Here is a 21,957-nt window from a genome sequence, read left to right as displayed (position 1 = left end):
CCCCCCCCCCCCCCCCCCCCCCCCCCCCCCCCCGCGTGCGCTCGGCGGCCCGGCGCAGGAGCATGGACCCGTCCGGAACGCTCGACGGGGAGGTCGCCGACGATGACGACGAACAGCACCAGCACCAACGGTCCGGCCGTGCAGCCGACGACCGAGGAGCTCGTCGCGACCGTCTACCGGGACGGGATCGTGGCCTGCAGGGGCGCGTTCAGCGCCGAGTGGGTGGACCGGGTGCGCGAGGACGTCGAGGCGGCCTTCGAGGAGGCGCGCTCGCGCCCCGACGGCGCCGTCGGCCGCGGCCCGAACCGGTACTACGTGGAGATCCACCCCGAGCAGCTGCGCGGGTTCGTCGACCTGGTGGACCACCCCTGGGTGCGCCGGGTCTGCACCGGGGTGCTCGGCGAGGACTACGAGATCGTGGAGCTCGGGTTCGACGTCCCCTTCGCGGGTGCCGTGAACCAGCCCTGGCACCGCGACTTCCCCGCCCCCGAGGAGACTCGCCGCGACGGGCGCCTGACGTCGCTGGCCTTCAACCTCACCGCCGTCGACACGGAGGAGGACATGGGGCCCTTCGAGATCGCCCTGGGCACCCAGTTCGACGACGGCACGGGTTTCGACCACGGGATGTTCCCGCCGAAGTCGCTGTACCCGCGCTACGAGGAGCGGGCCGTGCGCAAGTTCCCCCGCCGCGGCGACGTCTCCGCGCGCTCCGCGCTGACGATCCACCGGGGCACCAGGAACTTCTCGGACAAGGCCCGGCCCGTCCTGGTGCTCGGCGTCGACGCACCGGGCGCCGGCAACGCCGAGCACCACGACACGGCGGTGACGAGGCGGTACTGGGAGCAGCTGCCCGATCGGGTCAGGGCCCACCTGCGGTGCCCCGTCGTCGAGGAGCTGACCCCCATCACGCAGAAGCACACCATCGAGGGCCTGGTCATGGGCGAGGCCTGAACCCGGCCGGTCCCCGCCGGCCGCCCCGGCCGGGCGTCAGCGCGAGCCGAGGGCCAGGACCTCGCGCACCAGCGGGGCGATCTGCTCGGCCTCCACCAGGAAGCCGTCGTGCCCGGCGGTGGAGGAGATCACGCGCAGGCCGCCCACCGCGGCGGGGCCGGCCGCGATCCGCGCGGAGTCGGCCACCGGGTACAGCCGGTCGGAGTCCACGGCCGCCACCACCATCGGGGTGCGGGCCGCGGCGAGCGCGGCGTCGGTGCCGCCGCGCCCCAGGCCGACGTCCCAGGTGTTCAGGGCGTCGGTGAGCGCGACGTAGCTGCCGGCGTCGAAGCGGCGCACGAGCTTGTCGGCGTGGTGGTCCAGGTAGGACTGCACCGCGAAGCGACCGGGGCGCTCGGGCGCCAGGGGGTCCTCGCCGGGCTGGGCCAGGCGCCCGAAGCGCTCCTGCAGCTCGGCGCCGCTGCGGTAGGACAGGTGCGCCAGGCGGCGCGCCAGGCCGAGACCGGTGTGCGGGCCGTGCCCGGCGGGCAGGTCGTGGTAGTCGCCGCCGTGCCAGCCGGGGTCGGAGACGACGGCGGTGATCTGGGCGCTCTGCGCGCCGATCTGGTCGGCGGTGGAGGCCGCGCAGGTGGCCAGCACGAGGGCGGCGCCGACGCGGCCGGGCTGGGCGACGGCCCACTCCAGGGAGCGCATCCCGCCCATGGAACCGCCCAGGACGGCGGCGAAGCGGCCGATGCCCAGGGCGTCGGCGAGGCGGGCCTCGGCGGCGACCTGGTCGCCGACGGTGATGCGCGGGAACGCCGAGCCCCAGGGGCGCGACGAGCCGGGGCGGCGGGAGGCGGGTCCGGTGCTGCCCTGGCAGCCGCCCAGGACGTTGGCGGCCACGACGAAGAAGCGCTCGGTGTCCAGGGCCTTGCCGGGGCCGACGAGCTCGGGCCACCAGCCGGGGGTGGGGTGGCCCTCGCCGGCGTCGCCGGTCACGTGGGAGTCGCCGGTGAGGGCGTGCTCGACGAGCACGGCGTTGGAGCCGTCGGGGGCGAGGGCGCCCCAGGTCTCGTAGGCCAGGCGCACCTGCGGCAGCACGCCGCCCAGCTGCAGCGGCAGGTCGCCGACGTCGGCGAAGCGCCGCCGGCCGACGGGGTCGCCCTCGCGCCAGGCGCCCGTCGCCGGTGGTGGTGCGGCCGTGCGCGCCGACGGCAGGGCCGCCGCCACCGCCCGCGCCGACTCCGCGGCCTCCGCGGCGCTGCTCACGTCGATCGCCACCGTCTCCCCCGTCCCCCGCACCTCGTCCAGCGTCCCGGCCGCGCTCAGGCGGCCGCGGCGAAGCCGAGGGCGAGGTCGGCGAGGACGTCCTCGACCGCCTCGATGCCCACGGACAGGCGCACCAGGCCGGGCGTGACGCCGGAGGCGAACTGCTCCTCGACGGTCAGCTGGCTGTGGGTGGTGGAGGCGGGGTGGACCACCAGGGAGCGCACGTCGCCGATGTTGGCGACGTGGCTGTGCAGGACGAGGGCGTCGACGAACCGCTTGCCGGCCTGCAGGCCGCCGGCGATCTCGAAGGCCAGCACGGAACCGGAGCCGCGCGGGGTGTAGCGCTGGGCGTTGGCGTGCCACGGCGAGGACGGCAGCGAGGCGTAGTGCACGCGCTCCACCTGCGGGTGGCCCTCGAGGAACTCCGCGACGGCACGGGCGTTGCGCACGTGCCGCTCCATGCGCAGCGAGAGCGTCTCCAGGCCCTGCGCGATCAGGAAGGCGTTGAACGGCGAGGCGGCGGGGCCGAGGTCGCGCAGCAGCTGCACGCGGGCCTTGGTGACGTACGCGGCGGGGCCGACGGCGTCGGTGAAGACGACGCCGTGGTAGCTGGGGTCGGGGGTGCTCAGGCCGGGGAAGCGGTCGGAGGCGGCCCAGTCGAAGCGGCCGGAGTCGACGACCACCCCGGCGATGGAGGTGCCGTGCCCGCCGAGGAACTTGGTGGCGGAGTGCACGACGACGTCGGCGCCGTGCTCGATCGGGCGCACCAGCCAGGGGGTGGCGACGGTGTTGTCCACCACGAGCGGCACGCCCGCCGCGTGGGCGGCGCCGGCGACGGCGGCGACGTCGAGGACGTGCCCGCCGGGGTTGGAGATCGTCTCGGCGTAGAAGAGCTTCGTCCCCGGGCGCACCGCGGCGCTCCAGGAGGCGGGGTCGTCGGGGTCGTCGACGAACGTGGTGGTGACGCCCATCTTGGGCAGGGTGTGCCGGAAGAGGTTGTACGTGCCGCCGTACAGGCGCGGGCTGGCCACGACGTGGTCACCGGCCTGCGCGACGTTCAGCACGGCGAGGGTCGTGGCGGACTGGCCGCTGGCCACCAGCAGGGCGCCCAGCCCGCCCTCGAGGGCGGCGATGCGCTCCTCGACGACGGCCTGCGTCGGGTTCATGATCCGCGTGTAGATGTTGCCGAGCTCGGTCAGCCCGAAGAGGGCGGCGGCGTGGTCGGTGTCGCGGAAGGCGTAGCTGGTGGTCTGGTAGATCGGCAGCGCCCGGGCGCCGGTGGTGGGGTCGGGCTGCTGGCCGGCGTGGACCTGCAGGGTGTCGAAGCTCCACGCGGCGGTGGCGGGCGTGGTGGGGGCGGGGGTCTGCTCGGTGCTCACGGCGGGGCGTCCTCGTCGGTCGGGGGTGTCGGTGGGGGCGTCAGCGCTGACGCGGACACCAGCCGTCGAAGAGGTACGGGCGCCGTCCCGGCCAGAACGGGTCGAGCACGGCCAGGACCGGGAGCATGGCCCGATGGTGCCGCCGGGACGGCCGCGCGGGCAACTCCCGGGCGGCCAGTGGGGGCGGTGGGGGCCCTGACGGCACCCCACCGCCCCCACTGGTCACTCAAAGTAGTTACCTCAACACGAGGCGCCTCCGGAGCTGGTCTGGCACTCTGGCACTGACCACGCCGGGCAACCGAGTGATCACACAGGATCACCACGCCTGCGGAACCACCCGAGCAGCTGGAGCACCATGGACGACAAGCGACCGACCGCCGACGCCGCCGTCGCCGACGACTCGATCCAGGTCGTGCGCTGGGACGCCCCCTCCTGGGCCTCGCGCGGGCTGGAGGTCGAGGGCGGCTGGCTGCACTCCTACGAGGCGCGCGTCGTCCCCCTGGAGGGCGACGAGGGCGCCGAGCGCCCCTGCCCCGTGCGGCTGGAGTGCACCGACCTGGCCTACGCCGAGGGCGGCCAGACCGTCCTGCGCCGCTTCGGGCCCCGCGTCTTCATCGGCGACACCACGCAGCTGTCCCTGCCCGAGGCGCGCCGCCTCGTCGCCGCCCTGGAGGAGGTCGTCCAGCGCGCCGAGGGCGGCGGGCGCTAGCCGGCGCCGCCGGGTCGGGGGCGGGCACTAGGTTCTGCCCCATGGCTAGCTCCCGCGCCGTGCGCATCGTCTCCCCCGGTCAGCTCGAGGTCGTCGACGTGGAGGTGGCGCCCCCCGGTCCCGGGGAGGCCCTCGTCAAGGTCGCGCACTGCGGCATCTGCGGCTCCGACCGCGAGGTGTTCGCCGGCACCCGCCCCGCCGAGTTCGTGCGCTACCCCGTCGTGCCCGGCCACGAGTGGTCCGGCACCGTCGAGGCCGTCGGGGAGGGCGTGCCCGGGGAGATCGTCGGGCGCGGCGTCGTCGGGCAGGGCATCCGCACCGCCGAGGGCACCCCGGCCTCCGTCGCCGGCGACACCGAGGGCTGGGAGCAGGAGTACGAGGAGACCGGCTTCACCCTGCCCGGCGGCTGGGCGCAGTACCTGACGATCCCCGCCCGCTACCTGCACCTGCTCCCCGAGGGCGCCGACCTGCGCGCCGCCGCCGGCATCGAGCCCGCCGCGTGCGTGGCCGAGGCCGTGCTGCTGGCCGACGTCTCGGCCGGCTCGAAGGTCGCCGTCGTCGGCGCCGGGACCCTGGGCCTGCTGGCCGTGCAGCTGCTGCGCGGCGCCGGCTGCGAGGTCACCGTCGTGCACCGCAACGACAGCCGCGAGGAGCTCTCCCGCCGCTGCGGCGCCGCGCACTACACGACCACCGAGGGCGCCGAGGCGCTGGAGGGCACCTTCGACGCCGTGATCGAGGCCGCCGGCGCCCCCGGCGTGGCCCGCACCTCCGTGCGCCTGGCCCGCCGCGGCGGGCGCGTCGTCCTCACCGGCATCCCCGCCGCCGACGCCGACGACCTGTCCTCCCTGGAGCTGGTCTCGCGCAACGTGCACGTCCTGACCGTCTTCGGCGCCCCCACCCGCGCCTGGGCGTACGCGGTGCGCGCCTTCGCCGCCGGCGTGCTGGACCCCACCGTCCTGATCACCCACGAGTTCGCCGTCGAGGACGCCGCGAAGGCGCTGGACGTCCTGGGCGACCGCTCCTCCGGCGCCCTGAAGGTCCTGCTGCACCCCTGACGGCGGTCGCCGGCGGGCGCCGGCGGGCGCGAGCCGCCAGGATCGCGGGGTGCGCGCGTGGGTGGTGAGCCGGTGGGAGGACGCCCGCTCGAGGCTGTGGTTCCTGCCCGGGCTGATCGTCCTGTGCGAGGCGGTGCTCGCCGAGGCGCTGGTGTGGATCGACAGCGCCTACGGCGACACCACCGGCGCCGCCGGTTCGTGGCTGTTCAGCGGCTCGGCCGACGCCGCCCGCACGCTGCTGTCGGCGATCGCCGGCTCGCTGCTGACGGTCGTCTCGATCGCCTTCTCGCTGACGATGATCGCCCTGCAGCAGGCGTCCTCGCAGTTCTCCCCCCGCATCCTGCGCGGCTTCACCTCCAGCCTCACCAACCAGCTGGTCATCGGCGCCTACACCGGCACGTTCGTCTACGCGCTGCTGGTGCTGCGCACGGTGCGCAGCGGCGACCAGGGCCCGGTGTTCGTGCCGGGCCTGGCCGTGACCACGGGGGTCCTGCTGGCGCTGTCCTGCATGGGGCTGCTCGTCTTCTTCATCCACCAGGTGTCCCTCGCGCTGCAGGTGTCGGTGGTGGTCTCCCGGCTGCGCGACGACCTCCTGGCGCAGCTGGAGGACGCCCACCCCCGCGAGGTCGGGTGGTCGGCCGCCGCGCCGGACGACCACCCGGAGCGGGCCGCCGCGCTGCGGCGGGAGGTCGCCGGGCGCCCGCACACCCTCGTGCGCGCCGAGCACGGCGGGTTCGTGCGCACCGTCGACGCCGACCGCCTGCTGAGCACCGGCGAGCGCGCGCACGCCGACGACCCGCTGCTGGTGCACGTGCGCGCCGGCGTCGGCAGCTTCGCGGCCCGCGGGTCGGTGATCGCCGCGATCGCCCCGCCCCCGGAGCCGGGGGTCGTGGACGACGTCCGCCGCTCCGTGCTGCTCGCCGAGGAGCGCACCCCCGCGCACGACCCGCTGTTCGTGGTGCAGCAACTGGTGGACGTGGGGCTGCGCGCGCTGTCGCCGTCGACGAACGACCCCACCACCGCCGAGCACGTCCTGATGCACCTGGGTGACGCGCTGGGCGTCCTCGCCGGCCGCGAGCTGGAACCACCGGTGCGCAGCACCCGCGACGGCCGGCTGCTCGTGCTGCTGGAGCGCCCGGACTGGGACGACCACGTGGACGCCGCCTTCAGCCAGCTGCGCCGCGTCGGCGTCGAGCACGTCTCCGTGACCCTGCGCCTGCTGGAGGTGCTCGCCTCCCTGGGCGAGCGCGTCCCGCCCGGGCGCGCGCAGCCGCTGCTGTCCCAGGTGGACCAGGTGCTGGAGGTGCTCGACCGGCAGTCGTGGACGGTCGAGGACCGCCGGCAGGTGCGCGAGCGCGCGCAGCAGGTGGCGACGGCCCTGGCGGAGGTGGCGCACGGCCGGTGCTGACAGGCGGTGCCAGCGGACGGTGCCGGCGGGCGGTGCGCCCGGGCGCCAGCGGGTGCGGGGCGGGCGGCCCCGTCCCACCATCGGTGCGGACCGCGACCGGGAGGAGACGGGGTGCCGAGGTCGGCGCAGGCCGTGAAGAAGACCGCCGTCACCGTCGCGGGCGGGGCGCTGACCCTGGCCGGGGCGGCGCTGCTGCTGCTGCCCGGGCCCGGGTTCGTGCTGGTGGCGGCGGGCCTGGCGGTGCTGGCCACGCAGTACGCGTGGGCGCGCCGGCCGCTGCGCCGGGCGCAGCGCGAGGCGTGGCGCGGCGTGGACGAGGTGGGCCGCAGCCGGTGGCGGGCGGTGCTGTCGGTGGTCAGCGCCGCGGCGCTGGTCGTGGTGGGCGTGCTGGGGCTGGCCGGGGTGCCGCTGCCGCTGGTGGGGCCGCTGACGGGGGCGTTCCTCGTGCTGAGCGGGCTGTTCCTGGCCGCGGTGGTCGCCTGGGCGCACACCGCGCGGGGGCGGCGGGCGCGCGCGGCGCACCGGGCGCGACGGCACCGCTGACCACGCTCGCCCGCTACGGCAAGCGGTAGCCGGTACCGGGCGGTGCCACCTGCGACCACGAGAGAACCTCGGCCGCTGGCCGACGTCACGGACGTGGCGCCTCGTGGACGTCCACTGATGCCCGAGGCCCAGAGGTGAGGTGCCGGCCGCCGGCGCACCGCTGCCCCGTCGGGTCACGTGGCCTCGTGAGCAGAAGTCGTCAAGGCGTCGCGCACCACGGGGAAGAGGTCCCCCCAGCACCGGGCGATCTTGCCGTCGGCAACCCGGTACATCACCAGCTCCTGCACGCTGATCCTGCGGCCGGTGGGCGCGATGCCGCTGAAGGGCGCGGTGTGCGTTCCGCGACCGATGAGCCGGGCGGCGATCGTGTCCGCCTCGACCACCAGGTGCTGCAGCTCCCAGTGGTAGTCGGGGAAGGCGACGCACACCGCCCTGACGCCGTCGATGTAGGCAGCCAGCCCGTCGACCGGTCCGGACCCGCTGACCTGCTCGGAGACGAACTCGCCGAGCTCGTCGACGCGGTGCTGGTTGCAGCAGGTGAGGTAGCGCTCGTAGAGGGCGATCACGTCAGCGCGTTCGAGTCCCATGCAGGCACGATCACACAGCACAGCGCTGGCGCACGCCGCTCCCGGCTGCACGCAGGCGGTAGACGCACGCTCACGACGCGGGGGCGTGCAGCAGCGGCCACCCGAGGTGTCCTGCGCGAGGTCGACCGACGAGATCACCTCGGCCGCGGTGCCGTCCCGTCCACCTGCGGCCCCGAGGGACCGGTCACGTCCTCCACGGCGAGAGCCGGGCGCGGGCAGACCCCTGCACCGCAGAGACGTCCACGACGGGGGCACGTCAGCACCCCGGCACCCCGGCACCCCGGCACCCTCGCGCGGCAGCACACGCGAAGGGCCCCGCAGGTCTATGACCTGCGGGGCCCTGACGAGCCGCCTCGGGGAATCGAACCCCGGACCTACGCATTACGAGTGCGTCGCTCTGGCCGACTGAGCTAAGGCGGCGCGTGCCCCGAAGAGCACGGGCCATGAGCTTACAGGACGTCACAGGCCCTGCTCGACCGCACCGCGTCCCCGTGGGGTCCCGCCGCGCTCAGCAGCGCGCGCCCTCGTCGGGCATCTCCCCCGCCAGCAGGTACGCGTCCACGGCCTCGTCCACGCACGCGCTGCCCGTGCGGTAGGCGGTGTGCCCGTCGCCGTCGTAGGTCAGCAGCCGGCCGGAGTCGAGCTGCTCCGCCAGGCCCTGCGCCCACGCGTACGGGGTGGCCGGGTCGCGCGTGGTGCCCACCACGAGGATCGGCGCGGCACCGGCGGCGTCCACGGGCTCGGCCGGGCCCACCGCCGGCACCGGCCACTCCGCGCACGTCAGCCCGCCCCACGCCAGGAACGCGCCGAACGTCGGCGAAGCCGCCTCGAACTCCGGCACCGACTCCCGCACCTCCTGCACCGTCTGCTCGTCGGCGCGGTCCAAGCAGTTCACGGCGTGGATGACGGTCGAGGAGTTGTTCGCGTAGCCGCCGTCGGCGCGGCGGGACGCGTAGGCGTCGGCCAGCGCCAGCATCGCCGCGCCGTCCCCCCTGAACGCGTCCGTCAGCGCCTCCGTCAGCCGCGGCCACAGCGACGGCGCGTACAGCGGGTACGCCAGCGCGTAGTACGCCAGGCCCTGGGTGAGCTCGCGGCCGCCGCCGGCGCGCAGCGGTTCGGCGTCCAGGCGCGCCAGCAGCGCCCGCACCTGCCCCACCGCCGCGTCGGTGCCGCCCGACAGCGGGCAGTCGTCCCCGGCGAGGCAGTCCTGGACGTAGGAGCGCAGCGCCAGCTCGAAGCCCGCCGCCTGCCCGGCGTTGACCTCCTCGCTGCTCAGCGACGGGTCGATGGCCCCGTCCAGGACGAAGCGCCCCACCCGCTGCGGGAACTGCTCGGCGTACAGGGCGCCCAGGTAGGTGCCGTACGACTTGCCCAGGTACGTCAGCTTCTCGTCGCCCAGCACGGCGCGCAGCACGTCGAGGTCCTTCGCGGCGGTGCGGGTGTCCACGTGCCCGGCGAGCTCCCCGGAGGCGACGCAGCCCCGGCCCAGCTGCGCGCTCAGCTCCTGCAGCCGGCGCACCTCCGCGTCGTCGTCGGGGGTGGGGTCCGCGGCGAGGAACTCGTCGACCTCGTCGTCGTCCAGGCACTGCAGGGGGTCCGAACCACCCACGCCACGCGGGTCGAAGCCCACCACGTCGAAGTGGGCGCGCACGTCCTCGGTCAGCACGTCCTGCGCGGCGCGGGCGTACTCCACCCCGGAGGCGCCCGGCCCGCCCGGGTTCAGCACCACCGAGCCGAGCCGGTCGTCCCCGGTGGCGCCCGTGCGCAGCCGCACCACCGCCAGCGACACCGTGGCGCCGTGGGGGTCGGCGTAGTCCACCGGCACCGTCAGGCGGGTGCACTCGAAGCCGCCGCCGCAGTCCGCCCACTCCAGGTCCTGGCCGTAGAAGGCCGCCAGCGCCGGGTCGGAGGCCGCCTCGGAGGCCACGGCCGAGGCCGTGCCCACCGGCGCGGGCTCGGGCTCACCGCCGGGGAGCAGGGAGCACCCGCCCAGCAGCAGCGCGGCAGCGGTCACGAGGACGGGTGCGGGACGGCGCATGGTCCTCCCAGCGTCTCACCCGCGGGGCCGGTGACCACCCGTCCCCGACGGCGCGTGTCGCGGACCGGCCCCCGCGATCCAGCCCCCGCGGTCAGGCCCCGCGGTCAGCCCGGCGCACCGGCCCGGCGGGTGCGCAGCTCCAGGGCGAGGGCCTCCATCGCCAGCAGCGGCGCCACGTTCTGCCCCAGCCGCCGGCGCGCCAGCGCCACCGCGTCCGCGCGGCGCAGCGTCTCCTCCGGGGTCGAGGCCGCCGCCAGCTCGCGCACCTCACCGGCCACGTCGGAGTTCACCAGGTCCACCGGGGCGCCCAGCTGCACGACGAGCACGTCGCGCAGCAGGCCCAGCAGGTCCACCAGCGAACGGTCCAGCACGTCGGTCTGGTGACGGCGCGCGCGGCGCTTCTGGTCCTCCTCCAGCTGGCGCACCTGCGCCCGCACCGAGGGGGGCAGCGCGGAGGCGTTCTCCGCGCCCAGCGCCCGCAGCAGCTCGGCGCGCTCGGCGGCGTCGCGCTGCGCGCTGGAGGCACCGGCCTCCTCGGCGGCGATGTCCACCAGCTCCCCGGCAGCCACGACCGCGTCGCCGACGCCCGCGATGCGCTGCGGCAGGCGCAGCACCTCGCGGCGGCGGGCGCGGGCGCCCTCGTCGCGGGCCAGGCGCCGGGCCAGGCCGACGTGGCTCTGCGCGGCGCGCGCGGCGAACGCCGCCATCGCGGGGTCGACGCCGTCGCGGCGCACCAGCAGCTCGGCGACGGCGTCGGCGGGCGGCACCCGCAGCGGCACGTGGCGGGTGCGCGAGCGGATGGTGGCCAGGACGTCGTCCACGCCCGGCGCGCACAGCAGCCACACGGTCGCCGGCGGCGGCTCCTCGATCGTCTTCAGCAGCGTGTTGCCCGACGTCGGGTTGAGGCGGTCGGCGTCCTCGACGACGATCACCCGCCAGCGCGCCACGGACGGGCGGCGCTGCGCGGTCTGGATGAGCGGCTCGACGTCCTCGCGGCGGATCTGCATGTGCTGGGTGGCGAAGACCGTGACGTCGGCGTGCGAGCCGGCGAGCGCGGTGCGGCACCCGGCGCAGCGCCCGCAGCCGGGCCCGGCGGGGTCCTCGCAGGCCAGCGCCGCGGCGAAGGCTCGCGCAGCCACCGAGCGCCCCGAGCCGGGCGGCCCGGTGAGCAGCCAGGCGTGGGTCATGCCGGCTGCGCCGGGGCCGCCGCGGGCCGCGGCCGCCGCGCGGGAGAGGACCCGCACCGCCGGCTCCTGGCCGACGACCTCGTCCCACACGCTCACGGGGCCGGCACCTGCTCCTGCCGCTCCTGCTCCCGCTCCCGTTCCCGTTCCTGCTCCCGCTCGCGCGCCGCGCGGCGCTCGGCCTGCCGGCGGGCCCGCCGGCTCGCGTACGCACCGGCCGGTGCGCCGGGCAGCGGCCCGTCGGGCGCGGGCGGTTCGGGCAGCCGCTGCGCGATCGCGTCGCGCACCCGCCCCTGGACCGACTCCGGGGACGCGACGCCGTTCAGCACCAGGTAGCGGCCCGGGTCGCGCGCGGCCAGCCGCAGGAACTGCTCGCGCACGCGGGCGTGGAACGCCTGGGACTCAGCCTCCAGACGGTCCTCGCCGGCCCGCTGCGGGTCGCGGCCGCGGCGCTCCGCCGCCGTGGCGGGGTCCACGTCGAGCACGACGGTCAGGTCCGGCAGCAGGTCGCCGGTGGCCCACGCGGACAGCTGCTCCACCTCCCGGGGGGGCAGGTCCCGCCCCGCGCCCTGGTAGGCCAGGGAGGAGTCCACGTAGCGGTCGGTGACGACGACGGCGCCGCGGCGCAGCGCCGGCAGCACCACCTCCGCGACGTGCTGGGCGCGGTCGGCGGCGAACAGCAGCGCCTCGGCGCGCGGGTCGAGGTCGGCGCCCCCCCGGTGCGCGAGCAGGACCTCGCGCAGCGCCGCACCGGTGGCGGTGCCGCCCGGTTCGCGGGTGGTGACGACCTCGTGGCCCCGCTCGCGCAACCACCGCTCCAGCAGCCGCGACTGGGTGGACTTGCCGGACCCGTCGCCCCCCTCCAGCGCCACGAACAGCCCCCCGACGGGGCGCCCGGCGGTGGCCGGCGGCAGCGTGCCGGCCCCGGCGGGCTCACCGCGCCGCCGCCAGGCGCGCACCACGTCCTCGCGCAGGCTGACGCCGCGGCGGTCGTCCACCAGCCGGTAGGCGACCACGCCGGCCAGGGCGGTCACCACGCCCGCCAGCGCCAGCGCCAGCGCCGAACCGGCGAGGTCCTTCGACCACGTCGGTGTCGCCACGATCGTGCGGTCGCCCAGCAGCTGCGCCACCCGGGGGGCGACGAGCATCACGAGCACGATGACGACGCGGGTGCTGGCGCCCACGAAGGAGAACGTGCGCCCGCGCACGTCGTCGTCGACCTCCAGGCCCAGCAGCGTGTACGCCGACACGTACGCCAGCCCGGTGAACAGCCCCAGCGCCAGCACGCACAGGGCGGCCAGCACGATGTCGCCGCTGAGGGCCACGAGGACCAGCGAGACGCCCGCCGCGGTCAGCGCCAGCCCGAAGGTGCGCCGGCGCGACAGGCCCGACAGCCAGCGCGGGCCCTGCCACACGCCCAGGGCGACACCGGCGAAGACGGCCATGACGACCACGCCGAAGCCGGGGTCGCCGGCGCCGAGGCCGATGACGTAGGCGCGGCCCAGGCTGATGACGAAACCGCCGGCGGCGAACGCCACGAGCATCCCGCCGACCAGGCCGCGCAGCAGCGGCGAACCGGCCACGAACCGCCAGCCCTCCACGACGTCGCGCCACAGGGTGGGCGCCAGGCCGCGGGTGCGCGGGGCCCGCTCGCGCGGCGGGATGTCCAGCCGCCAGATGACCGCCGCGGCCACCAGGAAGGTGAGCGCGTTGACGTACATGGCCAGGGAGGACTGGGTGCCGGCCAGGAACGGCAGGACGTTGTCCAGCACGCCCGTCAGCAGGGTCAGGGCGATGAAAGCGAGCCCGGCGAGCGGCGCGGTGCCGTAGGTGGCGACGAGGCTGACCTGGTTGGCGGCCTCCAGTTGCCGGGCCGGCACCAGGTTGGGCACGGTGGCGTCCTTCGCAGGGCCCCAGAAGAGGGTGACCAGCTCGATGAGCAGCGTCGCCACGTACAGCCAGGCCAGGTTGCCCACCAGCGGGATGGAGGCGAACAGCGCGAAGCGCAGCACGTCGCCCACGACCATCGTCAGGCGCCGGTCCAGGCGGTCGGCCAGCGCCCCGGCCAGCGGGCCCAGCAGCGCCGCCGGGGCCAGCTGCAGCACCAGGACGGTGGACACCGCCACGCTCGTCTGGGTGGCGGTGCCGCCCGCCAGCTGCGACAGGCCCGCGGCCGTGCCCAGCTTGGCGAGCATCCCCAGCCAGTCGCCGAAGCTGGACAGCATCAGCGACAGCCACATCCGGCGGAAGTCGCGGTTGCCGCGCAGCAGGGCCCGCACGTCGTGGTCTGGGGCCGCCGCGGTGTCGCTCACGCCGTCAGGGTAGATGCCGGGACGGACGCTCCCCGCCCCCTCCGGCCGGGGTGTCCCCGGCCGGAGGGGCGGTGCGCGGCCCCGCTCGGCGGTGGCCCGCCGGGTCAGTCCGCGGTGACCGCCGACGCCTTCGCCGCGGTCTTCTTCGCCGCGGTCTTGCGGGGCGCCGCCTTCTTCGCGGTCGTCTTCTTCGCCGCCGCCTTCTTCTTCGGGGCCGGGCCCTTGGCGCGCTTCTCGGCCAGCAGCTCGGCGCCGCGCTCGGGCGTGATCGTCTCCGGGTCGTCGTCCTTGCGCAGGGTGGCGTTGGTCGTGCCGTCGGTGACGTACGGGCCGAAGCGGCCGTCCTTGACGACCATCGGCTCGCCCGACTCCGGGTCCTTGCCGAGCTCCTTCAGCGGCGGCTTGGCGACCTGCCCGCGCCGGGTCTTGGGCTGGGCGTAGATCGCCAGCGCCTCCTCCAGCGTGATCGTCAACAGCTGGTCCTCGCCCGCCAGGGAGCGGGAGTCGGTGCCCTTCTTCAGGTAGGGCCCGTAGCGGCCGTTCTGCGCGGTGATCTCGTCCCCGGACTCGGGGTCGGTGCCCACCACGCGCGGCAGGGACAGCAGCTGCAAGGCCTGCTCGAGGGTGACCGTCTCCACGGACATGTCCTTGAAGAGCGAGCTGGTGCGCGGCTTGGCCTTGGCGGTCTTCTTCGCGGCGCGCTTCTTCGGGGCGCCCTCGGCGGCCTCCGCCGCGGCGGGCGCGGGCGCGTCGTCCTCGACCAGCTCGGTGACGTAGGGCCCGTACCGGCCGGTGCGCGCCACGACGGTGCGCCCGGTCGCCGGGTCCTGGCCCAGCACGCGGTCGCCGTCGGACTGGGAGGTGAGCAGCTCGCGCGCCCTCTCCACCGTCATCTCGTCGGGGGCGATCTCCTCGGGCACGGACGCCTTGAGCAGCTCGCCGGTCTCGGGGTCCGGGCCCTCCAGGTAGGGGCCGTAGCGCCCCACCCGCAGCACGACGCCCTCACCGATGGGGACGGTGGAGATCTCGCGGGCGTCGATCTTGCCGAGGTCGTCGGCCAGGCCCTTGATGCCCTCCCGGGCGGGTGCGGCGGCGCCGTCGGCCCCGCCGGGGGCACCGCCACCGCCGGGTGCGTCGACGCCCGGGTCGCCGGGGCCGTCGGCGCCGAAGTAGAAGCGCGTGAGCCAGTCCACCCGCTCCGCCTCGCCGCGGCTGATCGCGTCGAGGTCGTTCTCCATGGAGGCGGTGAAGTCGTAGTCCACCAGCTGGGGGAAGTGCTCCTCCAGCAGCCGCGTGACCGCGAACGCCAGCCAGGTGGGCACCAGCGCGGAACCCTTGTAGCGCACGTACCCGCGGTCGACGATCGTGGAGATGATCGAGGCGAACGTGGAGGGGCGCCCGATCTCCTTCTCCTCCAGCGTCTTCACCAGGCTGGCCTCGGTGTAGCGCGGCGGCGGGGACGTCACGTGCCCGTCGGCGGCGAGGTCGCCGCCCGTCAGCGGCTGGCCCACCTGCACCGGCGGCAGCCGGCGGTCGGTGGCGTCGGCGTCGGCTTCGCGGGTCTCGTCGCGACCCTCCTCGTAGGCGGCGAGGAACCCGCGGAACGTGATGATCGTGCCGGAGGCGGAGAACTCGGCGTCGCGGCCGTCGGCGGAGGTGGCGCCCAGGCGCACCGTGGCGGTGGTGCCGCGCGCGTCGTGCATCTGCGAGGCGACGGTGCGCTTCCAGATGAGGTCGTACAGGCGGAAGTCGTCGCCGCGCAGTTCACCGGAGACCTGCGCGGGGGTGCGGAAGACCTCCCCGGCGGGGCGGATCGCCTCGTGCGCCTCCTGCGCGTTCTTCGTCTTCGAGGCGTACACGCGCGGGGAGTCCGGGACGTACTCCGGCCCGTACAGCTCCCGCGCCTGGCTGCGCGCCGCGTTCAGCGCCTGCGCCGACAGCTGGATGGAGTCGGTGCGCATGTAGGTGATGTAGCCGCGCTCGTACAGGCCCTGCGCCACGCGCATCGCCTGCCGCGCGTTCAGGCGCAGCTTGCGGGAGGCCTCCTGCTGCAGCGAGGAGGTGATGAACGGCGCCGCGGGGCGGCGGCTGTACGGCTTCTCCTCGACGCTGCGCACCGCGAACGCGGCGTCGTCCAGCGCGCGCGCCAGGGACTCGGCGGCGGCGACGTCGAGGTGGGCCACGCCGTCGCGCACGGCGGCGGGCTTGAGCTGCCCGGAGTCGTCGAAGTCGCGGCCGGCGGCGACGCGGCGGCCGTCGAGGGCGACCAGGCGCGCTCCGAACGCGCTCTCCTCGCCACCGGGCGTGAACCGGCCGGTGACGTCGGCGTACCCGGCGGCGCGGAACGCCATGCGCTCGCGCTCGCGCTCGACGCACAGGCGCGTGGCGACGGACTGCACGCGGCCCGCCGACAGCTTCGGGCGGATCTTGCGCCACAGCACCGGGGACAGCTCGTAGCCGTAGATGCGGTCCAGGATGCGGCGGGTCTCCTGGGCGTCGACGAGCCGGTCGTCGATGTCGCGCAGCTCCTGCGAGGCCTGCTGGATCGCCTCGCGGGTGATCTCCCCGAAGACCATCCGCCGGTACGGCACGCGCGGTTCCAGCGCTTGCACCAGGTGCCAGGCGATGGCCTCGCCCTCGCGGTCGCGGTCGGTGGCGAGGATGAGCTCGTCGGCCTCCTTCAGGGCGCGCTTGAGCTCGGCGACCTTCTTCTTCTTGTCGTCGTCGACGACGTAGTACGGCTCGAAGCCGTTCTCGACGTCCACGGCGAACTTGCCGAACGAGCCCTTCTTGACGTCCTCGGGCAGCTGGGAGGGCTGGGGCAGGTCCCGGATGTGGCCGTAGCTGGCCTCCACCTGGTAGCCGGGGCCGAGGTACGTCGAGATCTTGTCGATCTTGCTGGCCGACTCCACGATCACCAGACGGCGCAGCCCGTCACCGGTCCCCGCCGCCTTCGACTTCCCCGCCACTGGTCCTGCCTCTCCACGTCGATCCCGTCGCGGTCGGTGACCGCCGTGGCGCGTCCGCTCGGCTCCCGGCCGGCGCGCACCCGCCCCGCACTGTCGCACGCGGAGCTCCTTCAATGTGTCACGGGCGGCACAGCGGTGCGCAACCGGCGCCGCGCCGTCCCGTGGACACCGCGGCGCCCCACCCCGCGGTGATCAAGGAAGTTGCAACTTCCTTGATCACCGAGGGCTGTGGGGGCGGGCGCCGCGGGGGGTCAGGCGCCGCCGGAGCGCAGGCGGTCCAGCCAGTCCTGGGCCTCGGCGAACGCGGCGTCGGTGGGCCCGGAGCCGGTGACCGCCCGGCCGCCGTCGGCGCGCGGGTAGCTGCCGACGAACCGCACCTGCTCGCACACGCGGTGCAGGCCCATGAGGGCCTCGCCGACGCGGGCGTCGGCGAGGTGGCCGTCGCAGTCGATGGAGAAGCAGTAGCGGCCCAGGGCGTCACCGGCGGGGCGGGACTCGATGCGGGTGAGGTTGATGCCGCGCGTGACGAACTGCTCCAGCGCCTCGACGAGCGCGCCGGGGCGCTCCTCGCGCAGGAACAGCACCAGCGACGTCTTGTCGTTCCCGGTGCGCTCGGGCACGGCCCCGGGGCGGGACAGGAGCACGAAGCGGGTCTGGGCGCCGGTGCGGTCCTCGATGCGCTCGGCGAGCACGTCCAGGCCGAAGCGCCGCGCGGCGAACGGCGCGCACACGGCGCCCTCGAAGCCGGCGGCGGGCCCGCCGTCGCGCTCGGCGGCCAGGGCCTCGGCGGAGGCGGCGGTGGAGGTGGCGGGCACGTAGGCGACGCCCGGCAGCTCGCGGTGCAGCCAGTGGCGGACCTGCGCGTAGGCGTGCGAGTGGGTGCTGACGCGCCGCACGTCGCCCAGGGCGGTGCCCGGCCGCGCCGCCAGGACGAAGGAGACGGGCAGCACGACCTCGGCGACCACCACGAGCGGTTCCCCGACCGCGAGGCCGTCGAGGGTGGCGGGCACGCCGCCCTCGACGGAGTTCTCGATGGGCACGCAGCCGACGTCGGCGGTGCCGTCGCGCACGGCTTCGATGGTGGCGTCGACGCTGGGCATCGCCTCGGCGGGCGCGTCGGGGACGACGGTGCGCAGGGCGGCCTCGGAGAAGGTGCCGACGGGGCCGAAGAACGCGTAGCGGGGCACGAGGGGGAACCGTATCCCCCCGGTGCGCCCGCATCCCCCCGGTGCGCCCGCCTCCGTGCGCTGCGCCGGCCGGTGCGCGGGGCGGCACCCCGCGCACCGGTCGGGGCAGCGAGCCGGTCAGCCGTGCCGGCGCGTCAGCTGGCCTGGCGCAGCCGGCCCCGGTCGGAGCGGGCGGCCCAGATCTGCTCGCGCTGGTCCTCGGTGAGCCCGCCCCACACGCCGTAGACCTCGCGGTGGCTCAGGACGTGATCGCGGCACTGGCGCAGCACGGGGCACTCGGCGCACACGGCCAGCGCGGCGGCGTCGCGGTGCTGGCGGGCGGCCCCCCGTTCGAGCTCGGGGTGGAAGAACAGCTCGGGGTCGGCGTCGCGGCACGAGCCCCGCAGCTGCCACTCCCAGGCGTCCACGGTGGGACGAAGGTTGTGCGTCGTCTGGCTCACGGTTCCCCCCTCAGGTGCACGGTCGGTCTTGCTGAGCCGTCTTGCCCCTGGGGCACCAGACCTAAACGCTACGGAGTTATTCGATCACCCTGAGTTAGAGGATTCGGTCGGGCGCCGCTCCTCCACCTCACGCGCCGGCACCCCCACCCACCGGGCCAGCGCCACCAGCGCCAGGAGCGCCCACCACAGGTCCCCGCTCTGCACCGCCCGCGCCAGCGGCACCGGCACGCTGCGCTCGGCCAGCAGGTTCGCCCCCCACCACGGCCACGCCACGAACAGCAGCGCGGCGCCCACCACCGCCACCACCGCGCGCCGGCGCTCGCGACCGTCGCCGAGCACCGCGCCCAGCACGAGGACGCCCCACACGAAGTGGTGCAGCCACGACACCGGGGACAGCAGCAGCGCCACCACCCCGCACGCCGCGACCTCGCCCACCAGCGAACCGCGCCGGTGCAGCCGCCGCGCCACCGCGAGGCCCAGCGCCGCCGCCGTCCCGGCCAGCAGCACCCACAGCAGCGTCGTCACCGCCTCCGGCAGGTACAGGCGCAGCAGGAAGCCGCGCACCGACTGGTTCGAGGAGCCCGCGTTGGGGCCCAGCCGCTCGGGGTCCAGCAGCGCGGACGTCCAGAACTCCAGCGACGCCTCCGGCGCCAGCAGGAACGTCGCCACCGTCACCCCCGCCGCGGCGAGCACGGCGTTGCGCAGTTCCCGCCACTGCCGGGTCAGCGCGAAGTGGATCAGGAACACCCCCGGCGTCAGCTTGACCGCCACCGCGACGCCCACCAGGGCCCCGCGCGGCCAGCGCACCCGGTACCGCCCCAGCCGCACCCCGTCGTGCCCGCGCACCACGTCCAGCAGGCACAGCGACACCAGCACCAGGTTCACCTGCCCGAAGCGCAGGTTCTCCCCCACCGGGGAGATCCACACGCACGCCCCCGCCAGCACGCCCTGCACCAGCGGCGCCCAGCGCCCGGCGCGGGCCAGCAGCGGGGCGAACGCCAGGCCCACCACCAGCCACAGCAGCGCCAGCTGCACGCCCGTCCACACCCAGCCCGCCGCGCCCCACGGCAGCAGGGCCAGCGGGACGGCCAGCACGGCCGAGAACGTGGGGTAGGTGAACGGCAGCAGCTGCGGGGACTCGGTGAGGAACTCGTACACCGGCCGGCCCAGCAGCAGGCTGCGGCCGGCCTCCCGGTACACCTCCAGGTCCACCTGCCACTGGTCGTCCGGGTACGCCACGAGGTAGCGGTGCACCACCGGCGCCGCGGCGGCCGCCAGCACCAGCACGCCCAGCAGCACCGGCAGCAGCGCCGACCGCGCGGACGAGCGCCCGGGCGAGCCGGTCCCGCCGTCCCGCCCGCGCGCCCCCGACGCCCCGGGCGCACCCGGCGTCCCCGACCCTCCGTCCACGACCACCCGCCGATCCTCCCCCAGACCCGCACCCGCTCCGTCACGTGCGGTGCACGGGCGCCACCTAGCCTTGACGGGTGCCGTCCCGCCCCCGCGCCGCCCGACGCCCCGCGAGCCCGACGGTGGTGGTCCGCGCGGCGCTGACCGCGCTGGCCGCCCTGGCGCTGCTGCTGGGGGCCGCGCCCGCACCCGCCCGGGCCACGGCCCCGACCCCGACCCCGGGCACGACCCCGGGTGCGGTCGAGGGCGGGAGCACCTCCCCCCTGGTGCTCGTCGGCTTCAGCGGCGTGCGCTGGTCGGACGTGTCCGAGGAGGCCACGCCCGCGCTGGCGGACATGAGCAGCGGCGCCCTGGGCACCGTCGCGGTGCGCAGCGTGTTCACCGCGGCCTGCCCCGCCGACGGCTGGCTGGCGCTGTCCGCGGGCCGGCGCGCCACGGACTTCGCCGGCACCTCCGCCGAGCACGTCAACGCCCCCTGCGCGCCGCTCGCCGAGGTCGACGACGGCGTGCAGCCGGACTTCGCCGAGTACCGCGAGATCGCCGCCGCCGGTTCCTTCGGCGCGCAGCCGGGCCTGCTGGGCGACGCCCTGGCCGCGGCCGGCACCCGCGCCGTGGCGATCGGGCCGGGCGCCGGCGTGGCGCTGGCCACCTCCACCGGCGAGGTGCCCGCGTACGTGAGCGGCACCGAGGCCGGCACCCCCGCCGCCGTCGGCGGGTACGTGCAGGACGCGCTGGAGTCGGGGGCCGGGGTCGTCGTCGTCGACGCCGGGGTGGTGCGCGACCCGGCGGACCTGCCCGGGCGGGAGGAGCCGCCGGCCACCTCGCGCGCCGAGCAGGTCGCCGCCGTGGACGCCGTGGTCGGCGCCGTGCAGGAGGCGGTGGCCGCCTCCACCGGCGCCGGGAGCACGACCCTGTTCACGGCCTCGATCGCCGACGCCGGCAGGACGGCGCACCTGCAGTTCGCCGCCGCCACCGGCCCGCAGCCCGGCGGCGGGGACTACGAGGGCCTGCTCGTCAGCCGCTCCACCCGCCAGGTCGGCATCGTGCAGACCACCGACGTGCCCCCCACCGTCCTGGCCCTGGCGCTGGGCGACGACCACGGCGTCACCGGGCTGGTGGGGGCGCCGATCACCTCCACGAGGGCCGGCACGAGCGTGGCCGAGCGGGTGGAGAAGGTCCGCGACCTGGACCAGGCCGCCCAGGCCGTGCAGCCGCTGGTGGCGCCGTTCTTCACCGCCTGGGGGGCCTCGCAGATCGTCCTGTACGCGGTGGCGACGCTCGCGCTGCGCCGCGCGTGGGGCGGTCCGCGCGGGCGGCGACGGGTGCTGGCGTGGTTGCGCACCCTGGCCGTGGTGTACGGGGCGGTCTGCGCCTCGACGTTCCTGGCGAACACGATCCCCTGGTGGCGCTACGGCGACTCCACGGGCGACCACCTCCTGGCGGTGACCGGCGCGGTCGCCCTGTACGTGGCGGCGATCACGGCGGTGGCGCTGCTGGGGCCGTGGCGGCGGCACCCGCTGGGCCCGCTGGGGGTCGTCGGCGCGATCACCGCGGGGGTGCTCGCGGTGGACGCGGCGACCGGCTCGCGCCTGATCACCTCCAGCCTCAACGGGCTGCAACCGGTGGTCGCGGGCCGCTTCTACGGCCTGGGCAACCAGCAGTTCGCGCTGTTCGCGACGGGTGCGCTGCTGTTCACGACCGCGGTGGCCGACCGCCTGCTGCTGTCCGGGCGCCGGCGCGCGGCGGCGCTGGCCGTGGCGGGCCTGGGGCTGGTGGCCGTCTACGTCGACGGCGTCCTGGGCAGCGACTTCGGCGGGCCGCCGGCGATGGTCCCGGCGTTCGGGCTGTTCGCGCTCATGGTGGCGGGGGTGCGGGTGACGTGGCGGCGGGTGCTGCTGCTGCTGGCCGGGACGCTGCTGGTGCTGGCGGCGATCTCCCTGGCCGACTGGCTGCGGCCGGTGGACCAGCAGACGCACCTGGGGCGGTTCGTGCAGACCCTGCTGGACGGCGGGGCCTGGCAGGTCGTGGAGCGCAAGCTCGCGCAGAACCTGCGGATCCTCGTGGGCAACTGGATCCTCAGCGCGGTCCTGGCGCTGGCCGCGGCGTTCATCGCGTTCGTGCTGGTGCGCCCGCGGGTGCTGGGCGTGCCGGTGCTGCAGCGCACCTACGACCGGCACCCGGCGCTGCGGCCGGGGTGCGTGGCGCTGCTCGTCCTGCTGGGCATCGGCTTCGCCGTCAACGACTCCGGGGCCGCGGTGCCGGCGGTGGGGGCGATGCTGGCCGTGCCGCTGCTGATCGCCACCTGCACTCGGACGATGGAGACGCTCGGGAGCGGTGCCACCTCCCGCGAGCGCACCCCCGCCCCCCGCTGACCCCGCCCACCCCCCCGGGGGGGGGGGGGGGGGGGGGGGGGGGGGGGGGGCGGGGCGGGGGGGGGGGGGGGGGGGGGGGGGGGGGGGGGGGGGGGGGGGGGGGGGGGGGGGGGGGGGGGGGGGGGGGGGGGGGGGGGGGGGGGGGGGGGGGGGGGGGGGGGG

The 21,957-nt window shown here is 76.2% G+C and carries 16 protein-coding genes and 1 tRNA gene; 6 read left to right on the top strand and 11 right to left on the bottom strand.

What is annotated here, in order from left to right:
• The first annotated feature begins 102 nt into the window (after nucleotides 1-102).
• Nucleotides 103-951, top strand: a complete 849-nt coding sequence (locus ACRYM0_RS15010; protein ID WP_432506409.1) for a phytanoyl-CoA dioxygenase family protein — start codon at nucleotides 103-105, stop codon at nucleotides 949-951.
• 36 nt (nucleotides 952-987) lie between these two features.
• Here ACRYM0_RS15010 and metX read toward each other — a convergent pair whose 3' ends face one another.
• Both metX and ACRYM0_RS15000 read right to left on the bottom strand, forming a co-directional pair.
• A complete protein-coding gene (metX, locus tag ACRYM0_RS15005) occupies nucleotides 988-2,151 on the bottom strand; it encodes a homoserine O-acetyltransferase MetX (protein ID WP_432506411.1) in 1,164 nt (387 codons plus the stop codon).
• 107 nt (nucleotides 2,152-2,258) lie between these two features.
• Nucleotides 2,259-3,581: a bifunctional o-acetylhomoserine/o-acetylserine sulfhydrylase gene (locus ACRYM0_RS15000; protein WP_432506407.1), complete on the bottom strand. Its 1,323-nt coding sequence runs from the start codon at nucleotides 3,579-3,581 to the stop codon at nucleotides 2,259-2,261.
• Nucleotides 3,582-3,936: 355 nt separating this feature from the next.
• Between ACRYM0_RS15000 and ACRYM0_RS14995 the strand changes: the two genes are divergently transcribed.
• The 4 genes from ACRYM0_RS14995 to ACRYM0_RS14980 all read left to right on the top strand — a co-directional run bounded on the left by ACRYM0_RS14995 (nucleotide 3,937) and on the right by ACRYM0_RS14980 (nucleotide 7,296).
• Nucleotides 3,937-4,290 (top strand): hypothetical protein, encoded by a 354-nt coding sequence (locus tag ACRYM0_RS14995; RefSeq protein ID WP_432506405.1) that lies wholly within the window; start codon nucleotides 3,937-3,939, stop codon nucleotides 4,288-4,290.
• Nucleotides 4,291-4,331: 41 nt separating this feature from the next.
• Nucleotides 4,332-5,345 carry a zinc-dependent alcohol dehydrogenase gene (locus ACRYM0_RS14990; RefSeq protein ID WP_432506403.1) on the top strand — a complete coding sequence of 338 codons (1,014 nt, stop codon included), beginning with the start codon at nucleotides 4,332-4,334 and terminating at the stop codon, nucleotides 5,343-5,345.
• Nucleotides 5,346-5,394: 49 nt separating this feature from the next.
• Complete coding sequence (locus ACRYM0_RS14985) at nucleotides 5,395-6,753, top strand: DUF2254 domain-containing protein (protein WP_432506401.1); 1,359 nt, start codon at nucleotides 5,395-5,397, stop codon at nucleotides 6,751-6,753.
• Between the two features lie 111 nt (nucleotides 6,754-6,864).
• A complete protein-coding gene (locus ACRYM0_RS14980; protein WP_432506399.1) occupies nucleotides 6,865-7,296 on the top strand; it encodes a PGPGW domain-containing protein in 432 nt (143 codons plus the stop codon).
• Between the two features lie 173 nt (nucleotides 7,297-7,469).
• Here ACRYM0_RS14980 and ACRYM0_RS14975 read toward each other — a convergent pair whose 3' ends face one another.
• The 9 genes from ACRYM0_RS14975 to ACRYM0_RS14935 form a co-directional block, all read right to left on the bottom strand.
• Nucleotides 7,470-7,883 carry an ester cyclase gene (locus ACRYM0_RS14975; protein ID WP_432506397.1) on the bottom strand — a complete coding sequence of 138 codons (414 nt, stop codon included), beginning with the start codon at nucleotides 7,881-7,883 and terminating at the stop codon, nucleotides 7,470-7,472.
• Between the two features lie 346 nt (nucleotides 7,884-8,229).
• Nucleotides 8,230-8,303, bottom strand: a tRNA-Thr gene (locus ACRYM0_RS14970).
• 88 nt (nucleotides 8,304-8,391) lie between these two features.
• The gene (locus ACRYM0_RS14965; RefSeq protein ID WP_432506396.1) at nucleotides 8,392-9,921 is read right to left on the bottom strand and encodes an alpha/beta hydrolase; all 1,530 of its coding nucleotides are present in this window, start codon (nucleotides 9,919-9,921) and stop codon (nucleotides 8,392-8,394) included.
• 104 nt (nucleotides 9,922-10,025) lie between these two features.
• A complete protein-coding gene (locus tag ACRYM0_RS14960) occupies nucleotides 10,026-11,204 on the bottom strand; it encodes a DNA polymerase III subunit delta' (RefSeq protein WP_432506394.1) in 1,179 nt (392 codons plus the stop codon).
• Complete coding sequence (tmk, locus tag ACRYM0_RS14955; protein WP_432506393.1) at nucleotides 11,201-13,417, bottom strand: dTMP kinase; 2,217 nt, start codon at nucleotides 13,415-13,417, stop codon at nucleotides 11,201-11,203. Before tmk ends, ACRYM0_RS14960 begins: the two co-directional genes overlap by 4 nt.
• Before the next feature lie 104 nt (nucleotides 13,418-13,521).
• On the bottom strand, nucleotides 13,522-16,386 hold the full coding sequence (gene topA, locus ACRYM0_RS14950) for a type I DNA topoisomerase (RefSeq protein WP_432506391.1): 2,865 nt from the start codon (nucleotides 16,384-16,386) through the stop codon (nucleotides 13,522-13,524).
• 251 nt (nucleotides 16,387-16,637) lie between these two features.
• On the bottom strand, nucleotides 16,638-17,573 hold the full coding sequence (pheA, locus tag ACRYM0_RS14945) for a prephenate dehydratase (protein ID WP_432506389.1): 936 nt from the start codon (nucleotides 17,571-17,573) through the stop codon (nucleotides 16,638-16,640).
• Between the two features lie 134 nt (nucleotides 17,574-17,707).
• The gene (locus tag ACRYM0_RS14940) at nucleotides 17,708-18,013 is read right to left on the bottom strand and encodes a WhiB family transcriptional regulator (RefSeq protein WP_432506387.1); all 306 of its coding nucleotides are present in this window, start codon (nucleotides 18,011-18,013) and stop codon (nucleotides 17,708-17,710) included.
• Nucleotides 18,014-18,097: 84 nt separating this feature from the next.
• The gene (locus tag ACRYM0_RS14935) at nucleotides 18,098-19,429 is read right to left on the bottom strand and encodes a glycosyltransferase 87 family protein (protein ID WP_432506385.1); all 1,332 of its coding nucleotides are present in this window, start codon (nucleotides 19,427-19,429) and stop codon (nucleotides 18,098-18,100) included.
• A 71-nt stretch (nucleotides 19,430-19,500) separates the two neighbouring features.
• Between ACRYM0_RS14935 and ACRYM0_RS14930 the strand changes: the two genes are divergently transcribed.
• Nucleotides 19,501-21,795, top strand: a complete 2,295-nt coding sequence (locus ACRYM0_RS14930) for a hypothetical protein (RefSeq protein WP_432506383.1) — start codon at nucleotides 19,501-19,503, stop codon at nucleotides 21,793-21,795.
• Nucleotides 21,796-21,957 lie beyond the last annotated feature (162 nt).

The organism is Kineococcus arenarius subsp. arenarius (genome assembly GCF_050871845.1).
GTDB lineage: Bacteria > Actinomycetota > Actinomycetes > Actinomycetales > Kineococcaceae > Kineococcus.
Note: the sequence above shows the minus strand (reverse complement) of the source record. Positions and strands in the feature narration are given on the sequence as shown.